This window comes from Telmatobacter bradus (genome assembly GCF_048629425.1).
Lineage (GTDB): Bacteria > Acidobacteriota > Terriglobia > Terriglobales > Acidobacteriaceae > Telmatobacter > Telmatobacter bradus.
Genome location: NZ_CP184532.1, coordinates 3,644,176 through 3,662,261 on the forward strand (window position 1 = coordinate 3,644,176; position 18,086 = coordinate 3,662,261).

Annotated in this window: 16 protein-coding genes; 4 read left to right on the forward strand and 12 right to left on the reverse strand. The window is 55.4% G+C overall.

Annotated elements, in window-relative coordinates; genetic code table 11:
• Positions 1 to 151: 151 nt before the first annotated feature.
• Both ACOBR2_RS14965 and ACOBR2_RS14970 read left to right on the forward strand, forming a co-directional pair.
• Positions 152 to 676: a helix-turn-helix domain-containing protein gene (locus ACOBR2_RS14965; protein WP_420236921.1), complete on the forward strand. Its 525-nt coding sequence runs from the start codon at positions 152 to 154 to the stop codon at positions 674 to 676.
• Positions 579 to 1,100 (forward strand): IS630 family transposase, encoded by a 522-nt coding sequence (locus ACOBR2_RS14970; protein WP_420240017.1) that lies wholly within the window; start codon positions 579 to 581, stop codon positions 1,098 to 1,100. The genes ACOBR2_RS14965 and ACOBR2_RS14970 overlap by 98 nt, the downstream gene beginning before the upstream one ends.
• A gap of 131 nt (positions 1,101 to 1,231) precedes the next feature.
• Here the strand turns inward: ACOBR2_RS14970 and ACOBR2_RS14975 are convergent, their stop codons facing one another.
• The 9 genes from ACOBR2_RS14975 to ACOBR2_RS15015 form a co-directional block, all read right to left on the reverse strand.
• Positions 1,232 to 2,425 carry an IS701 family transposase gene (locus ACOBR2_RS14975; protein ID WP_420236922.1) on the reverse strand — a complete coding sequence of 398 codons (1,194 nt, stop codon included), beginning with the start codon at positions 2,423 to 2,425 and terminating at the stop codon, positions 1,232 to 1,234.
• 391 nt (positions 2,426 to 2,816) lie between these two features.
• Positions 2,817 to 4,400, reverse strand: a complete 1,584-nt coding sequence (locus ACOBR2_RS14980; RefSeq protein ID WP_420236923.1) for an amidohydrolase family protein — start codon at positions 4,398 to 4,400, stop codon at positions 2,817 to 2,819.
• 13 nt (positions 4,401 to 4,413) lie between these two features.
• Positions 4,414 to 8,247 carry a carboxypeptidase regulatory-like domain-containing protein gene (locus ACOBR2_RS14985; protein WP_420236924.1) on the reverse strand — a complete coding sequence of 1,278 codons (3,834 nt, stop codon included), beginning with the start codon at positions 8,245 to 8,247 and terminating at the stop codon, positions 4,414 to 4,416.
• A gap of 157 nt (positions 8,248 to 8,404) precedes the next feature.
• On the reverse strand, positions 8,405 to 9,337 hold the full coding sequence (locus tag ACOBR2_RS14990; RefSeq protein ID WP_420236925.1) for a uroporphyrinogen decarboxylase family protein: 933 nt from the start codon (positions 9,335 to 9,337) through the stop codon (positions 8,405 to 8,407).
• A gap of 339 nt (positions 9,338 to 9,676) precedes the next feature.
• Positions 9,677 to 10,621: an alpha/beta fold hydrolase gene (locus ACOBR2_RS14995; protein ID WP_420236926.1), complete on the reverse strand. Its 945-nt coding sequence runs from the start codon at positions 10,619 to 10,621 to the stop codon at positions 9,677 to 9,679.
• A 60-nt stretch (positions 10,622 to 10,681) separates the two neighbouring features.
• Entirely contained in the window at positions 10,682 to 11,092 is a 411-nt protein-coding gene (locus ACOBR2_RS15000) for a VOC family protein (RefSeq protein WP_420236927.1), read from the reverse strand.
• Positions 11,093 to 11,097: 5 nt separating this feature from the next.
• The gene (locus ACOBR2_RS15005; RefSeq protein WP_420236928.1) at positions 11,098 to 12,300 is read right to left on the reverse strand and encodes an MBL fold metallo-hydrolase; all 1,203 of its coding nucleotides are present in this window, start codon (positions 12,298 to 12,300) and stop codon (positions 11,098 to 11,100) included.
• 128 nt (positions 12,301 to 12,428) lie between these two features.
• On the reverse strand, positions 12,429 to 12,752 hold the full coding sequence (locus tag ACOBR2_RS15010; protein WP_420236929.1) for a rhodanese-like domain-containing protein: 324 nt from the start codon (positions 12,750 to 12,752) through the stop codon (positions 12,429 to 12,431).
• A gap of 147 nt (positions 12,753 to 12,899) precedes the next feature.
• The gene (locus ACOBR2_RS15015) at positions 12,900 to 13,913 is read right to left on the reverse strand and encodes a zinc-dependent alcohol dehydrogenase family protein (RefSeq protein WP_420236930.1); all 1,014 of its coding nucleotides are present in this window, start codon (positions 13,911 to 13,913) and stop codon (positions 12,900 to 12,902) included.
• Between the two features lie 108 nt (positions 13,914 to 14,021).
• Here ACOBR2_RS15015 and ACOBR2_RS15020 point away from each other — a divergent pair, with 108 nt between their 5' ends.
• A complete protein-coding gene (locus ACOBR2_RS15020; protein ID WP_420236931.1) occupies positions 14,022 to 14,324 on the forward strand; it encodes an ArsR/SmtB family transcription factor in 303 nt (100 codons plus the stop codon).
• Between the two features lie 44 nt (positions 14,325 to 14,368).
• On the opposite strand, the gene ACOBR2_RS15025 is transcribed toward ACOBR2_RS15020, so the two are convergent.
• Entirely contained in the window at positions 14,369 to 14,614 is a 246-nt protein-coding gene (locus ACOBR2_RS15025) for a hypothetical protein (protein ID WP_420236932.1), read from the reverse strand.
• 30 nt (positions 14,615 to 14,644) lie between these two features.
• Between ACOBR2_RS15025 and ACOBR2_RS15030 the strand changes: the two genes are divergently transcribed.
• Positions 14,645 to 15,877: an ATP-binding protein gene (locus ACOBR2_RS15030; RefSeq protein ID WP_420236933.1), complete on the forward strand. Its 1,233-nt coding sequence runs from the start codon at positions 14,645 to 14,647 to the stop codon at positions 15,875 to 15,877.
• A gap of 259 nt (positions 15,878 to 16,136) precedes the next feature.
• Here ACOBR2_RS15030 and ACOBR2_RS15035 read toward each other — a convergent pair whose 3' ends face one another.
• Together ACOBR2_RS15035 and ACOBR2_RS15040 are read right to left on the reverse strand one after the other, a co-directional pair.
• Entirely contained in the window at positions 16,137 to 16,556 is a 420-nt protein-coding gene (locus ACOBR2_RS15035; protein WP_420236934.1) for a protein-disulfide reductase DsbD domain-containing protein, read from the reverse strand.
• A 128-nt stretch (positions 16,557 to 16,684) separates the two neighbouring features.
• Positions 16,685 to 18,004, reverse strand: coding sequence for a peroxiredoxin family protein (locus ACOBR2_RS15040; protein ID WP_420240018.1), 1,320 nt, complete (start codon positions 18,002 to 18,004; stop codon positions 16,685 to 16,687).
• Positions 18,005 to 18,086 lie beyond the last annotated feature (82 nt).

An 18,086-nucleotide genomic window follows, 5' to 3' on the forward strand; every position in this document is an offset into this window, starting at 1 on the left:
TGAAGCGCGGCGCAAAATTTGCGCGGGTTCCAACGACGCTTCTGTGATGCAAGAAGACAATCCATCCCCAGCAACAACCTGCCGTCTGATTAGAGCCTTTACCGTAATAGTGTAGACTATTTTTTGGCGAGACTCTGCGGCGAACAAAGACATGGGAAAACCCCTTGCAGATGATCTGCGCCGCAAATTGCTTTCTGCCTACGATCAAGGCGAAGGTTCGCTTCCAACACTTGCGATTCGTTTCCTGGTCAGCGTCGGTTGGGCAAAGAAAGTTTCCGCTGCGCGCAACCGCACAGGGCAAGCCGAGAGGGTGCCGCATCAGCCCGGGCGCAAGTCGCGTGCCGGTGTCGAGGCACAACAACAGGTGATTGCCTGGGTTGCAGATCAACCAGATCTCACGCTGGCCGAGATACAGCAAAAGCTGAAGTCCGAGGCCGCCGTTGTGCTGAGTCTGAGCCGAGTCGGAGCCCTGGTAAACAAACTCGGTTTGCGGTTGAAAAAAAGTCGCTCCACGCCACCGAACGCGACACCGAAGCAACCAAAAGCGGCGCGAAGAGTTTGTCGCGAAAATCCGCTCAATAACACCGGAACGCTTGATTTTCCTGGACGAAAGTGGTGTTACCACTTCCATGACACGACTCTATACGCGTGCTTCGGGCGGAGGCCGGATCTGTGAAGGAACGCCCGATAGTCGCTGGAAAATGCTGACCATTTTGGGTGCTCTCAGCAACCGCGGCATGATCGCCGCGATGACCATTGAAGAGGCCACAGACGGCGATATTTTCCTCGCCTATCTGGATCATTGCTTGTGCCCGCAACTGCGTGTGGGCGACGTGGTGGTGATGAACAACTTGAGTTCACACAAGGTTGATGGGGTCGAGCAGCGCATCGAGAAATGCGGCGCTGAAGTGCTTTACTTACCGCCCTATTCACCCGACCTGAACCCCATCGAAAAAGCTTGGTCGAAGCTCAAAGGGCTGCTCCGATCTGCCAAGGCTAGAACCAAAGAAGCGCTCGACCAAGCCATCACAGAACTGCTTCCGCAGATCACCCCGGAGAACGCATCGGCATGGTTCAAACACTGCGGATGCGGTCTATAGAATTACGAGAAATGCTCTAGTACTACAGTTGTAGATAGAAGATCGGCAGAGTCGAACCGCGCTTTCGATAGTGGCAGCACATGGCTCGGAATTGATGTCGTCTTCGCCACTCGGACCAATGCAGCAGATGTTCAAGTCCGTGCCATCCGCGCCACAGCATTCCGGTGAGCAGGTGGCGCAGTTCGGGTACGCTGAGTCGTACCTGCGCGTCGGGAGTTTTTTTCTCCACGTGCTCGCAACACGGACAACACTGCATGGGCCAGCATGGACAGTGTAATGTGCCGATACCAGCCCTGCCAGTGGCGCACTTCGTAGTGATCCAGTCCGCATTCGCCTTTCGCGGTCTCAAAGCATTGTTCGATCTTCCAGCGTTCACCAGCCACGCGGACCAGTGCTTCAATCGTGTCTTTCCCGTCGGGGGCATAACACAGATAGTAAGCACACTCCGGCTTCTCATCGATACTGCGTCGCACCAGAAGCGCCCGCGTCCAACCATCCTGCTTCGATAACTCCATCAACGCCCAGTCGTAGAGCCGTTCGCCTTTGCTGCCGAATCCGGCGGAGAGGCGCTTCCATTGAGAGGCGGGCAAACTCTGCGCAATCGCATCGACTCGATGCTGCATAAAATCCGATTGCCACAATCGCTGATCCGAGGCCACGGCCAGCACGTAGGCCATCTGCCGGCTTTCCAGAAACCGGCGCATCTTGCTATCGTGGCCATATACCTCGTCAGCTGCAACCCAGGCCGCCGCAGCGCCAGCTTCCAATGCGCGCCCAATCATGCGCCGTGCTAACTCCGGCTTCGTGGCAAACTCAACCGTGTCCGGAATTCCAGCCTCACCGCGGCGCTCGCGATCCGCAGCCCACTCTTGTGGAAGGTACAGTTCACGGTCCACAAGTGCCGCGCCTTTGCAGCTGCCATAGCAGAGAAACACGCCTACCTGGCTGTTCTCAATGCGTCCGGCCGTGCCAGTGTACTGGCGCTTGACACCCGCTGAGTGACGGCCTTTCTTCAGAAAACCCGTCTCATCGACGATTAGAACAGCATCCGGACTGCTCAACTCTTCTAGAACGTAATCGCGAAGCTGATCCCGCGCAGCGCCAGCATCCCAGCGAGCACGGTCCAACAGATGCTGTACTCGATAAGGAGCCGCTTCTTGCATCCACTCAGCCAACTGCCAACCGTTCTTACGCTCGCAGCCGCTCAACAAACCCTGTAAATACGCCAGACTTCGCGCTCGTGGCTCTGAACGTACAAACAAATCTGCAATCAGGCCATGCGCCCGCAACAACTCACGCTTCCAACCAGATAGTCGCTTCTCCATAACTAACGCCGGAGAGTCGTATCCCAGAGCAACTCAAGATTATCACTTATCTACAACTGTAGTACTAGCCCTAACGCCATTGGACAGGAAATCGCCCGGTATCGGTTGAATCCTAAAATTGTTGGTCGCGATTGGGATATCAGTTGCCTGATACCCCAACCGCTCAGATTCCGCACGAGCGCTCACCGGCGCATGCTGCTCCGATCTCGGATGATTGGCGGAGAAGTGTCGCGCGGGACATGATCAGAATTTCTTTTGTGACGTCTGTGATTGACTACCCAGCAAGGGCGATCTGCCCAATTACGGATCGAGGCGCTTCAAGTTGCGGAGTATCACTGATAAAGCGCATGAGCACATTGCTAACCCCCTTGAGAGCCGGAGTGAGCAATATTCACGGACGGATATTTGCCTTTTCCGCAGCAACCTGAGTTGTCAGTTCGTCAAGCAGCTTCTGTGCATCGAAGACGATTCCGCCGCGAACGGTGTATCGGAGCGCGCGCACTTGCACCGGCTTTCCGTCAGCATCCAGGCGCGTAGCACCAGTTCCGTAGAGCACTTTGAGATCTTCAAGCGGGTTCGCGTCGAGCACCAGCAGATCGGCCGTATAGCCTGGGCGAATCACTCCTAGCTGATGGTTTCCCAGCGCAAGCGCGCCGGCCTCGGTGGCGGCGTGCAACGTCTCGAGCGGACTGAATCCGGCCTGTTCGAGTAACTCGAGCTCGCGAATTGTGCCAAAGCCCCATAGGTTGTAGATAAATCCGGGGTCCGACCCAACCGCAACCTGGCCGCCACGGTTTTTGTAATCGTTGATGAAATCCATCCAACGATAAAATACCTGCGACCAGTCTGCCTCCTGATTGGATGTCCAATGAGTGAAATACGAAGACTCTGGATTCTTTGCATCGGGAATCCATTGATGGAGTAGTACGGGAGGCGCAAAGTCCTTCTGCCAGCGAAGGGTTTCAGCCCGTTCCACATCACGGTTCGGCTCATAAGCCACCATGGTGGGCACCATCGCAAAGCCGGTCTTGGTGGATGCGACCAGAAGAGAATCGATCACGTTCGTGTGCAGTTTGTTCAAGTCGGCTTGCAGCCATGCCGCGCCGGTTTGGTAGAAGCGCTCGGAGGTGTTGGCGAAATTGTAACTGGGCGGCAGACGCTGAATTTGTTGCGCGGTGAACGATGCCTCGGCATAGCCGTAGTGATGCTCTATGGTTGTGGCTCCTGATTCAGCGATGCGCACAGCGTTCATCGGATAAACCGCACCCTGCGCAATATGCACGGCGAGGCCCATCTGCTGCTTGCGGGTCTCGGCTCCAACCGCTGCAAACACGTCGGGATATTCGCCAGGAAGGCTCGCCATCTTCACGCCGTCAATGCCCTTGGCTTTCCATTCGCGAACAATCGCTGGCGCATCCTTTGCGCTGTGAAAGCGTGGATCTTCTAACGACTCAGACCAGAAAGGATAAACATACAGCCGCGGGGCAACAACCTTTGCAGAGGCGACGCGGCGCTTCTCGGCAACCATCTGCTCTGGCGACATTTCCCCAATGGAAAAAACACGCACTGTTGTGACACCATGCGCAATCAGAAGTTTGTACTGATAGTCGAGCGGAACCAGATCGATGAAGTGCATGTGCATATCGATGAATCCCGGGACCACGTAACTGCCCTTGGCTTCAATACGACGAATTGAAGCTGCCTGTTTCGTGTCGGCTGATAAACAGCGAGATGGGGTGGCCGAGGGAAGAATGGATTCGATTCGATCCCCACGAACGAGAATGTCGCGAGGGCCTTCTGGCGGCGCTCCAGCGCCATCTATCACCATCGCATCACAAACTATCAATGTGGTAGATAGGGTAGAAGCGAGTTGCTGCGCCTGCGAAGACGCCGCAAAGATGACCACGGCAAGAATGAATCCGGCCGTAGTCCGAGCAGCGACAGCAGTGCGTTGATCGTGGAGGACTTCGTACATCAAGGAGGGCTCCTTAGAAGATCACATGCAGCGACATTTGCACTTGGCGCGGGCTGCCGATGGTCGCGGTTGTTACGCCAAGACCGGCTGCCGAGCCATACAACGTGGAGCCGGAAGTTGGCGTCTGGTTGAAGCTGGAGTTGAAGTAGGTGTAGTTTCCTGGAATGTCAAAGCTAGACGTGTTGGTCAAATTGTAAACATTCAGACTGTACTTGGCGGAGATGGCTTCAGTCACTTGCGTCACTTTGACGAGCGCAATATCGGCTCGCTTTTGATAAGCCTGACGGAAGATATTGCGTTGTCCTTTGGCGAAATCAGTTTCATAGGTATCGCAGATAGCCTGTCCGCCAGCACTGAGTCCGCATGGAGGAACGCCGTTCTGTCCTGGCGACAGCAGTGGAATGGCAAAGGCGTCCGGATTAAGAGCTGGCTTGCCGAATGCTCCCGATGCTCCGGTCTTGGCGCGTGCCGGAGTATATCCAGCCTTGAGTGGAAGAATGGGGCTGGTAATACCATCATTGACGCTGTAATAGATACTCGCGACAGCGCCCGAGTAATCCAGAACGCTATAGGGTTGGCCACTCTGGATGACGGTAACTCCCTGAAGTGACCAGCCATTGGCAAGTCTTGCCCGTAGTGTGTTGTGCGCAAAGAAGTCGCGAAGCTGATACGAGTAGTTGAAGTCGATCACATGCGTACGATCAAAGTCCGATGATGCATATCCATCGCGCAGATTGAGTGGGTTGTTGCCATTGTAGAACGTCCCCAAAGCGCTCTGCTCGTCCAATGAGTGGGAGTATGTATAGGACACACCGGCTGAGATACCATGACTGAGGCGCTTCTCCAGATGAGCCTGTAGTGCGTTATAAGATGAGATGCCTTCTGCGCGATAGCTCACGGATTCAGCGCCGTAACCGATGTAGGGAACACGAAGATCGATGTTGCCGCCTTCATAGGTGCAGACTTCGGGCGAGCCATTGGGCAGTACTAGAGGATTTCCGTATCCAGAGTATCCATTGCAGGGATTAACCTGCGTAGTCGCCGAATCGAGGACGTTGTAACCGTAGGTGTAATTTTCACCGTTGACAGAATGTGAGGGAGTTGCGATTTGCGCCTGGTTCAACGGAATGGGAATGACGCCATGGCGACCAAGATTGCCAACATAGCTGAGATCGATTGCCAAATCGTTGCGCGGCTGCCACTGTATGTCAAAAGTGTAGTTGATGGTGTAAGGCAGCTTGTTGTGAATATCGTATCCGGCAAAGGAAAAAACGCGTGCTCCCTGCCGAATCGCAGCCGCGTTGGGTAGGGATTGAACGATGTCCGCCGGGTTGCCGGTGGGCGCGGCAGGCAAGGACGATCCCCATGGACTGCTGAGTGTACTGCTTGCGTTGGAGGTAACGGAGGATACCCACGGTGGTGCCTGAGTCACACCGAACGGACCACCAGTAGTAGCACCCTCGGCAAATGCGGGCGAGAGATACGAAAACAGTTCGCCGCGGTCATAGTAGATGCCTGCGCCGCCACGCACAACCACCTTCGACACGAAACGGGGAGGTGTATAGGCAAAGCCAATGCGTGGCGCGAATCCCCACTGGCGCCCTTTGAGCGTGGAAGCGCTGACGCCCGGAGAAGGGTATTGCTTGTTGTTACCAGCGATGATAAAGCCGTCGTTTGCGCCGATCACGCCCGGCTGTTCTCCCGCGGTAGGCGTGTAGTTATATCGGGAGGAATCAAAGTTGAAGAGCTTGCCATTCTTTTCCGTTAGCGGACCATTCCAGTCATAACGAATTCCGGCGGTCAAACTCAGATGCGATGTAACCTGGAACTTGTCCTGGATGTAGCTTCCAAGCTGCTGGGCGCGATAGTAGCGATTGGCATCTCCTTGGAGAAAGCTGGTTCCAGAAAAGAAGCCCGTGGAGGTCAGGGGCGCTCCAGCCAGTAGATCAGAGAAGGTGCCAACGGTGATGGACCCCTTGTCTGTGCGCTGGTTGCGCACATTCAACTGCGTATAGGCATAGCTTGCTCCGAATGTGACATTATGCCGTCCCTTGATCCAGATTGCATTCGATGCACCCTGCCAGCGATTCTGAAACACACCCGTAAAGGAATACTTGGTAGCACTGGGACCGATGTTGAGTGACTTGCTGAAGGGGCTGGCATTGCCTAGAATATTGCCGATGTTGATGCCGGGAAAGGTGTCGAATCCGAAGGTGTTGATGCCGATGCTGGAGGGGGAAAACGGCTGATCATTCGTGGAGTAGGCCTTTTCGCGAACGAATCCGAAAGTCTGCGTCCAATCGAGCGAGGGCGTAAGCGCGACGGCGTTGTTGATGGATGCCACCTGGCTTCCCGCATCCACATGCTGCTTGAAACCATCCACGTAAGAGTACGAAAAGGGATTGGCTGAGGGGTCATGCTGATAGTAGTACTTTGCCGAGAGGATATCCTTCTTCGATGCGTTCCAGTCCAGGTCGGCAACCGCTTGCTTCGAGAAGAAGTACGCGGTGCCGGGAATGACGGCATTGTCCTGCACGCTGCTGTTGGGATTGGTGATGTTGGTCCCATTGTCGGAGGGGATCAGGAACCTCCCATTTGGCAACTTGTATTGCATGAGTTTAAGCGCAACAGGACTTAGATTGCCGGAGGTCAAAAGCACACCATTGTCCGTTCCGCCGTTGGTCGCATTGCCCAGCGCAGCCAGCGTGTCGGCGCTGCGATCATCGCTCAGGCCAATGGGCACGGCGAGGCGTGAAATGCCAGTCTCTTGGTCGGAGACATGCAGCTGCTGATAGGCTGCATAACCGAACAGTTTGTCCTTCACCAGCGGTCCGCCTAGCGCTCCACCCGCAGTCCAACGATGCAGTTCAGGAACCTTTTGGTTGGCGGGGATATTCGGATCCTGCTTGAAGAAGAAGGGGGCTGCGTTGAAGGCATTTGTCGCGCGATAGCTATAGAAGTTTCCGTGCAGGTTGTTGTTGCCTGCGCCGGTGCTGATGTCGATATGCGCGCCGCTGGTTGCGCCCTGTTGCGCATCGTACATCGAAGTATTCACGCGAACCTCGGTGATCGTCTCCGGCGCAGGCGTGGGCAGCGCTTGTCCGATGGAAAGATAGATCGATGCTCCGGTCGCAATGACTCCGCCGGCCGCGGTGTCTCCTTGTCCGGTGCTTGGAGTGACCCGCGCGGATACCACCTGACTGGTGCTTTTGCCGTTGAACAGATTACCTGCATCAATTCCGTTCACTTGAAAGGTGTTGCTGGTATCGCGCTGGCCATTGGCCCAGATCGCCTGATTGCCAAGCCCGGTATTGGAGCCCGTTCCGCCCAGAAGTTCCGCATTGACGCCAGGCGCCAGAATCGCCAACTGCGTAAAGCTTCCGGTCGCCAAAGGAACGCTATCGATCTGTGCTCGATCCAGAACATAGCCGTTGGTGGTATCCACCGCATTCAGTAAGGGAGACGCCTCAACCGTTACCGAGTCGTTTACTCCGCCCACCTGAAGATGCACATCGAGCGAGACACTTCGTTCCGCCTGCACACGAATGCCAGGATATTTCGCCGTATTGAATCCCTGCTGCGCATAGGTCACTGTATAGACGCCAATTGGAAGATTGACGAACTCATAACGGCCATTCGTCTGCGTATTACCAGAGCGCGTCAGGTGTGTCTGCTCCTCGACGACCGTCACCACAACTCCGGTGAGCAGGCTGCCGGAGGGCTCGGAAACAGTCCCAGTAATACCTCCAAGAGTTTGCTGCGCCGGAAGATAGAGAGGAAACGCCAGCGCAGCAGCAACCGCGATCAGCAACGGATAAATGGATAGCTTTCGGAAAACAGACAGCATAAAACGGACCTCCAGATGAGAATATCTTGCGTGGGGAAAGATCACTTCCCGGTTCGCTCGAATCCACTGGAAGAGAGTAGGCAACGGCGAAAGCCGCCGCTTTCAAGGGGTACTCTGTGTGGATTTCGAAGAGCCTGTCCGGGGGCATTCTGATGAACTAGCTGAAAACAGCCTTCAACCGCCGTAACTCCTCTGGCGGGGTATCGAGCGGCACCGTGCATCCTGGCGCAAAGATCAAACGGCTTCCCACTTCGCGAACCGCGTCGTGATACGCCTTCTTGAGATCGCCAACATCGAGAAAACGATAGGCGTTTTCATCGATGCCGCCAATCAAGATACCTGCGTAGTGAGGCTTGACCTGTTCAAGCGAGATCCCGGTTGCAGCGGCTGAATAATTGATCGCCGCCGAAGGCCATCCCGTGTAGAAGAGATCCAGATAAACCTTGCTGCCGTGAATATGCAGAACATTGAAATGCGCCGAACGCGCCGCCTCCAGCACAATGCGGTCGTAAGGCTCGCTCCATTTGCGATAATCCTCGCGAGTTAGTGCGGATTCATCAGCGGTCGGGATAGCCAGAAAGATGCCTGCGGCACCTGCCGCTAACGCACGTTTGACGTGGTTGGCTTGCGAGTGTGCAATGACCTCCAAGGCGTCAGCCAACTGTTGCGGGCTCTCTTGTTTGAGCCTGCGCACTTCGGCTTCGGTGGAGAGTTTTTCCACGACATTCCACGGCGCGAATACCGTTTCAATGAAGTATGTGCGGTCGGGAAGCTGGTTGCGAATCAGTTCGAGGGAACGCAATTGTTCTGGAAATGGATTTTCGATGACCTTCAAATCCCACCAGTTCTTGCCGGTCGAGGCTGGGTAAGAAAGGTCGCTCATGACCTTGATAAAATCGGTTCCGTAGTCCAGATGATATTGCACCGTGGCCTTCGCAAATGCTTCAGGTCCATTGCGCTCTATGCCCAGATGCTGCCATATCGAGTAGGGCGTACGGTCCAGTTCTCGCCCCGTCAGGAGCCGCTCCAAGCGTTCGCGGGAAGTCAGAGAAGCACGGGAAGAAGCACCACCCGTGGCTTGTGCACGCAAGCGCGTAGAAAATGCGGCAGCAGTAAGGCCGAAGAGAACATTTCTGCGGGTAACCGGCACGGATACACCTCAATAGGAACAACCCCGAAAGGGTCATGAATTAAAGAAGAGGAATGGAGACGAACAAGGAAGGGCGCGCGTTAGCTCAAACGCTGGCAACAACAACCAGCGGAACAGACGCGTACGATTTGAAGCAATCCAGTCATGCGGATATTGAAAGAGTACAGAACATCCGAATTTGCGTCAACCGCAAGAAGTTCCGTCTTCAGAGCTCCGGTCGATTGAGTGGCGATCCAGCGACTCTCAGGATGACACGTTGTCATCCAGGATGAAGCTCTACTATTTCCCGACACCGTTTACCTTCTTGGACGCATCACGATTGACTTCGCGCACGAAGCTTGCGAGCTCGTCGTTGAAGCGGGCAGTGTCATCGAAGAACGGGGCGTGTCCGGCATCCGCATACAGCGAGAGCCTCGCGCCGGGAACAAGAGATACGGTCCTTTGAGCCATAAGAGGCAGAGTGAGGCCGTCTTTCGCACCGTGGATGACCAGCGTCGGCACACGAACCGAGCGGAGTACCTCGTCGCCATGATCGAGTGAAACTCGCGGGATTGCCGCGTGCACGCTTGCCGGCAAAACTCCAGCGCGGGCGAGGATCAAGTCCAGCTCAGCCGGCTTCGGGGGAACCACGAAACACGCGCTTATGAAGCGGCGAGTGGCAGCGGAGCGGACTGTTGTGTCCGGCGATTGTAGCGGCTGCACGAGCGCGGCATTGCCGTCTCCAAACAGCTCCGGCGAAAAATGGGTCACGGCATCCACCAGCACCACGCCCGCCAAGTTCGAATCGCCGTGATCGCGAATGTAGTTCATCACCACGACTCCGCCGAGAGACCATGCCACCACCACCGGTCGATGCAGATGTGCAGACTTGATGACCGCCGCCAGTTCGTCTCCCCAGCGGTGGCCTTCCGTGTAGAACTCGTCGCCGGCCGGGCGGTCGGAACATCCGTGACCGCGCAGGTCGTACGCCACGAGGTGGAATTCCTGTGACAGCGGACTGTCAAACTGACGAAGCCAGGATGCTCGGCTGTGCGCCAAACCATGGACGAAGAGAATGGCTGGCCCATCTTTGCGGCCACGTTCTTCCGCCGCGATGGTAAGGCCGTCAGGCGTGTGGACTGAGAATTCCCGTGAGACGTACCGTGGACTACCTGCACAGGAAAGTTCGGTCTGCGCTGCGGAATACACGCAGACGGTAAGTGCGAACACGCTGCCGAAGAGCATCGCGGATATGAAAGAAGAGCGCATGATCTGTTGCCCGCCTTGGTGGAGTCTGAATCTTATCTACGCTGCAAAAGCTCGTTTTGGATACTTCGCTTCGGGCAAGTGATCTGCAGGATGCTTGTCCCGATGCTCGACATATTCGACAAGCATCCCGTCGGGATGGCGGACGAGCATATTCCAACCGGTAGGAACCGGCTTGGGCGCTTCGAGCACCTCCGCTCCGAGTGTTGGCAGATGCCGCGCGTAATTCTCGATGTCGTCTACCAGAAACGTGGCATGCGTCGCGGTGAAAGGCGCAAGACTCTCTGGGGTACCGCCGATGAACAGAATGGAGGCTACCTGAGCGAGCTTCAAGCCGTACTCCGGGTAATCGAAAGCCAAGCGCGCTTTCTGGCCGATAAGCCTTTCATGAAAGGCAATCGCCTCATCGAAGCGATCCAGTGGCAAACAGCGCCGAACCAGGATGTTCAAGATTCTCATGATGGGCCACTTCCTTCAAAGTTGCTTCCAACAACGGCGCGCGATACTGCAAAGCTGTCTTCGAAGAGCCTGTACCGGACGATCAAACCATGCCGAACGATGAACTCGAATGCGAATGCGCTCTCAATCGTTCCGCCCGTGCTCTTCACCCGTGAGACAAGTTCTCCCAGGGCGACCGCTTGCTCACCATCGACGACTATCGACTGGACTTGGAAACGAACGGACTCGATCCACCGGCGAAGTTCGTGGAAGAAATCCGCGACGCCAGCTCGTCCCTTTCTCTTTCCGATCCAGGGAACGTGGTGAACATCGCCGGCAATGTCCCAATCGACCTCTTCGCTGAACTCGGATGCGATCAGTTCGGGTGGTTCAGCAGACGCCATCTTTGCAAACAACCGCTCGACCGTGTCGCGCGTGCTTTGAGCGCCCAGCAGCGGTTTCCAGTCCACCGAGGTGGCGACTCCAGGTTCCAGCCAGCGCAGACGACTCTGAAGACCGGCGCTGGAAAAAGCGCTTTGGATGTCATTGCGAGACTCGCTGAAGTGCTCCCAACCAGAGTAATGCAGCGGAAGGATGACCGCCTTATCGAACAGACGCGCGGCGCGCACGCCTTCTTCGGCTGTCATCGTCAGGTGACTCGGGCCAGCTGCGCTCACCGTTGCAGCTCCCATGAAGAAGACGGCAGCCGTGATGTTGAAACGGCGGGCGATCTCCTCAATGCCTTCATACCAAACCGTGTCTCCAGAAACATAGAGACTGTCATTCGGCGCGTCAGTGAAGGCCAAAACAAATCCAGTGACAGGCCCCCTGTCTCCGCCGGACGGACCGTGCCGAGCCGGTGTTCCCGTCACCCTCACCGTACGACCTGCGGGGCCAGCAATCTCGACGCTCTGCCAGGCGGCAAGTCCTACAGCATGGCCGCCGAGTCGGTCTGCTCCATCTACAGTTGTGAGAACCTGCGTAGCGCCAGCGAGTGCCTGACGGCCCGCATGGTCGAGGTTGTCATAATGATGATCGTGGCTCAGCAGCACGGCATCGACCTTCCCTAACTGATCAGCACTGATTGCCGGACCTTCCCACTTTTTGAGGGTGTATATGTCGGTCGGATATTCGGTTCCCGCCGGGTCGAAAGTCGGGTCGGTGAGAAAACGTACTCCGCCCAGTTCGATCAGCGCCGTCGGACCTCCAATGTATGTCATCGTAAATGCGGGCATTCGTCACCACAACTTTCCGGGAATAACACAAAGATTATGCAACCTTGCTTCGATTGCGGAATGTGCGAAGAATCAGCAGGATTGTGAACGAATGTGCCTGCCGGATAGGTCGCTCAACTTGTCACCAGATCGAATCCGTCGTCTTTCCATCCTGCTATTCCGCCGATCATCTTTTTCACCTTGCGGCCCAGACTTGCAAGGCTCGCTGCCGCACGGTCGGCCGCACTACAATGCGGACCACTGCAGTATGCGACAAAAAGAGCGTCCGCAGGAAACTGCGTCAGGTTGCGTTCGTTGATGCGCCTATATGGAAGATTGACCGCAGACTCCACATGGCCTGCGTTGAACATCTCTGGAGTCCTTACATCCAGAAGGATGAAGTCCGAGTACCCCGCCGTGATTGAGCCATGTACGCTCCAGCAGTCGGTTTCATACAAGAGAACGGACTGAAAGTGAGCTAACGCGTCCTCAGGGTTTGCGACTGGAGTATCGATAACGGGGCGATTACTAACACTAGAATCAAGCACAGTTGTTCCTTTCTATCGTGGTCTCAACTTCCCGGTGATAAGGTCGTTTCATCAACGTCACAACTTGATCACAACCTTGCCAAAGTGGCGGCCTGACGCGAGGTATTCGTACGCCGCTTCCGCTTCATCGAATGCGAATCTACGATCGATGATCGGCTTGATCCGGTGAGCAACGAAGAACTCGTTCATCGCCGCAAACTGTTCACCGGAGCCGACACTGATGCCGTTGATGTCGGCATTATTCAACTGCAGGAGAAACAAGTTGGACTGCGGTCCGTGACCGGTGAGGACACCGATCTGCGCAATCTTGCCGCCGGCCGCGAGAGCGCGAAGCGAACGATCAAAAGTAGCTGGCCCGCCATTTTCAATGATGTGAGAGACACCCGCGCCATCGGTCAGCTTACGGACTTCGATGTCCCAGTCAGGCGTCGTAAGGTAATTCACCGTCGCCCAGGCGCCGAGGCTCATGGCACGTTCGCGTTTTTCGTCGGAGGATGACGTTACGATAACTCTGGCGCCAATCGCTGTTGCAATCTGAAGAGCAAAGATTGCAACGCCACCTGTTCCTTGCACCAATACGGTATCTCCGGCTGTAAGCTGTCCACGCACCACGAGAGCTTGCCATGCCGTCACAGCGGCGCAGGGCAAGGTCGCGGCCTCCTCTATGCTGAGTACGTCAGGTATGGAAACCAGGGACTTCTCTGGCACGGCGACCAGTTCCGAGAGTACGCCATCGGTGTCACCTGCACCGAGAGCAGAAGGACGGTAAGCCTCGCGAAAGGGGCCGTTAAGCCAGGCCCGAAAGAAGGTTGGCGCGACGCGATCACCTTTACTCCAGCGCATCACCTCCGGACCGATCGCGACGACACTGCCTGCACCGTCGGAGAGCGGCACCAGACCTTCGCGGGTCGGGCCGCCGTACTGGCCGCGCAAGATCATCAAGTCACGATAGTTGAGGCTGGCAGCCTCAATGCGCACGAGCACATCATGTGGGCCAAGCTGAGGCGGTAGTTTCTCACCTTTTTGCAGGCGAAGTCCCTTTGCAGCGGAAACCAGTCCATAAGATTTCATCTCTGCCTCCGGTGTTCGATATATGTCGAACAAGATGATTCGACAATAATCGAACATTGAAGGGCTGTCAAGCTACGCGCTTCTTGATTTTTCTTTTACAATCGACACATGGCTTTGCGCACAAAAAAGAAGCGCCCCTCGGATTCTGACCTTGCTCGGGTGTTGTATGCGCTCGGCGATCCCATTCGTCTGGAGATCGTGCGGCAAGTCGCGAGGCAGGGAGCAGTACCGTGTGGTGGATTCGGCATGGATATGCCAAAATCTTCGCTCTCGCACCACTTCCGTGTCCTTCGGGAGGCCGGCATTCTCGGATCTCGCACTGAGGGTACTTCGATCCACAATTTTCTGCAATCCGAGGAATTAGAGAAGCATTTTCCTGGACTACTGTCCGGCGTATTGGGCAACTTGTAGCGCCTGCAATCTGAAATAGGGCTGCACTCACATCCCCTCTGCTTCTAGCCCAAAACGATCTCTGGCAGTTCGGCAAGCGTGGCAATCTGCGCGTCGGGCGTCTCCGGGATTCGCTCGGGCGCTTGGCCGAAGCGGTTGCACCACAGGACACGAAAGCCAAACGCCTTGGCAGAGTAGGCATCCCAGCCATTGGAAGAGAGAAAGCAGACGCGCCCGGCTGACACATCGAACCGTTCACAGGCCAGTTCGTAGACAGAAGGATGCGGCGTGTAGCGCTTGACTTGACACAATCTCAGCCATAGTCGAATAATTATTAGACTATGGCTGAGATTAAGAACGCCTACCTGCATTGCCGCGATGTGCTGCTCGAACGGCTCGGTGAAGCCGCGCCCGGCCGTATCCAACTTCTCACCGGTCCCCGGCAGGTGGGTAAGACTACGCTGCTTTTGGACATTGCCGCAAAGTTCGGCGACCAAGCCATCTATGCGGCCGGCGACGATCCGGACGCCGCTCTGCCTGGTTTTTGGGAGCGCCGCTGGGCTGAGGCTGAAACGCGAGCGAAGCAGGGGACGGCGGTTCTGTTGTTAGATGAGGTGCATCATTTATCCGATTGGGCGGGACGGCTCAAGGGGCACTGGGACCGCGCTCGTCGGCGCCGCCTGCCCATTCATGTGGTAGCTACCGGGTCTTCGGCCCTTCGCGTCGCCCAAGCCTCGCGGGAGAGTCTGGCTGGACGTTTCGAGCGTTTGACGCTGAGTCACTGGCCCGCCGCTTCGCTGGCTACAGCATTTCATCTCTCTCCGCAGGAAGCCGCCATCAATCTCGTTCTCTTTGGCTCCTATCCTGGCGCCGTGGAATTTCAAAAATCTCCCGAACGATGGCGCGCTTATGTGCGCGATGCCATCATCGAGCCTGCTATCGGCCGCGATGTGCTGGCGCAAGGCGCGGTACGGCGTCCCGCTCTGCTCCGCCAAGTCTTTGCTATCGCCGCCGGCTCACCCGCGCAAATCGTCTCCTTGCAAAAGCTGCAAGGGCAACTTCAGGACAGCGGAGCTATCGAAACAGTTGCCAATTATCTGGCCCTGCTCGGAGACGCATATTTGATCGCGCCGTTGGAGAAGTATTCGACGCAGGTTCTCAGACGCCGTGCATCTCCGCCGAAACTCGTAACGCTCAACAACGCTCTCTTGTCAGCCATGCACCCTGATGGCGCTCCTAACCAGGATCGTGAGCCGGGACGCTTCGGCTTCTGGGTAGAAAACGCCTGCCTGGCCTTTGCGATCAACCAGGGCCAGCAGGTAACGTATTGGCGCGAGGAACCGCTTGAGATCGATGCCGTCATGGATGGGAGTTGGGGGAAGTGGGCCGTGGAGGTCAAGACCGGGAGATTCGATGTCCTGGCGCTTCGCGGCGTGCTTGAATTCTGCCGTCGCAATCCGGCGTTTACGCCTCTGGTCATCTGTGCGCCAGGCGATGAAGAGATTGCCCGGCGCCACAGCGTCGCAAGCGTCAGTTGGGAAGACTTCCTGATCTCCGGTCCGCCGCAAGGTTGATTTGTAGTCTCTGTTCCCGCTTGTTCACAGTTCCTTGACCGCCATGCAGGAGTACTGGCAAACAAGCATTCTCGACACCTGCATCGAGGTGAAAAAGCTTCCACTGTGGCACATCCAGAACTCCGGATCAGGATGGCAGGCAGACATACACAATTCAACTCTTGGCCTGCATCGGCTGAAGTATAACTGTTGTAAGAGCGCTTCAGAATCCTCCTCTTTCGCCATGAGGGGAAGTCCGAAGATTGGCGTTCTGGGAATTTCAGGAAATGTTTGTACTCTTTGGGACAGTTGTAATCTGCAATTTTACTGGAAATAGTACATCCCCCTTATAGCCATAATCTGCCATCGAGCCGAGTGCGATCCGCTCCGGAACTGGAAACTGCACGGCACTGGCAGTCACACCTTCGGGCAGTGTCCAATGGAAATGTGGCGGCTCGCCTGCATCTCCTGGATTCATCCAGTAAATATGCCATCCGGGTTCCAGAGAAAAAAAGACTCCAACATCATTCGGCTGCAATCCAGCGTAAAGCGCTTCATCTGCAACTACGAGCTTCACACGTAAGTGCGGCGCATCCACCTGAGGAGAGGCAGCTTGCGCAGGCAGGCAAAAAAGAAAAATAACCCCAAGAAACATTGAAAAATAACGCACCCGAATGAGTCTCCCATTGTAGTCAGACATGAAGTCTTTGAAGGCACACGATTTGCAACGAACCAAAAATCCTTAAAAAGATCGCCACTCGTGCCTGCCCATATTTCACGACACAGGCAAACACGAGAGAGACGATTTACTCCTGAATAAAATCCGCCTTAAAAACCCGCTGGGCCCGTAGTATCGGGTTCGGCTAGGAGTTTTTCGATTGTTGATTCGAATTCCTTTTTCAACTGGCCATAGAACTCGCCACTCGCAGGTGAGGCAAATCCAGTGTGTGTAGCCCTGACCGTCCCATCCCGTCCAATAAAAAAGGCCGTGGGCCAGCTGTCTAGATTTACAGCTTCGGGCACCTTTTCGTTCAACTGATCCGGCGTACCAGCTATCAGATAGGTAAATTGCACCCCATAGTGCTTCACAAAGGCATGTTCCCGCTTCAAAGTTTTGAGCTGCTCTGGTTCCTCAAAGTCCAGCGCAACAATTTGCAGCCCCTTATCGCGGTACTTCTTATCCATCTCCACTAGAAATTGCGCTTCATCATGGCAGTTTTCGCACCAGGTACCGGTGATACTCACAATAAGTACCTTGCCCTTGAACTGTGGGTCGTCACTTGAGACGATCTTTCCGTCGGCATCAGGAAATTTGAAAGTGAATTTTTTCTTAGGATCGAGAATGCCCGTGTGAGTCTGATAGTTATCCGGCTGAGGCAATCCTTTCGCCTCTGCCTCACTTGCGCGATAGGCAACCAAGTTTCGCGCGATGCCTCCGAAGCCATCTTTTGGAGCATCGTCTGTTGCAAGTCCGCCGAGCTGCACGATCTTCAGAGAACCATCACCCTGCACAGTAATCTCAATCGCACCAGGACGTCCGCCATCGTAGTGGCTGAGCAGCCATTTACCGTCCTTGAAGTTCCCCGAATAGGCACCACTATCTCCATCCACACGCAGGATTGTTGCTTCTACATATGCATTGTTTTGCTTGACGACCAGACGAAAAGCCTTTTCTCCTTTTTCTGAAAGACTGGGCAGAGTAATGATCCAGGAACCATCAATCGAGGGAACATTTTTGGGCACATCAGCTGATTCAACATGACGCACGGCCTCGAACTGTGTGCCCACATCCGGCAATACTCCATTGGCAATGGCGGCCGAGATACCGCCCGCCAGTTTTCCGTCCTTCAGTTCTGCCGTGATGGTGGACTGGTAGTGTTCGAGGACTAAAACCAGCTTACCGTCTTTGAAGCTTGCACTACTTGTTGTGTTGTTCGGCCTTGAACCATCAAAGAGTGTTCCTTTGAGGGAGGTTCCAGAACCACTGATATCCAGACGGAATGGAATCGCAACACCGTGTCCAATGACTGTGGCATCCCAGCGACCGTCAATCGCGTCAACCGAATGCGCTGTCTGAGCCATTGCGGCGGTTACGCTAATGGCTGCAAACAATGCAGCAGCCTTCATGAATCGTATTTGTTTTTTCATCACACTGTTTCCTTCTCTGGTTTGTTGCGTAAGGCACGAAGGCAATGACACCAACAAGTTCCCTTCGACGCGTGGTTGATGA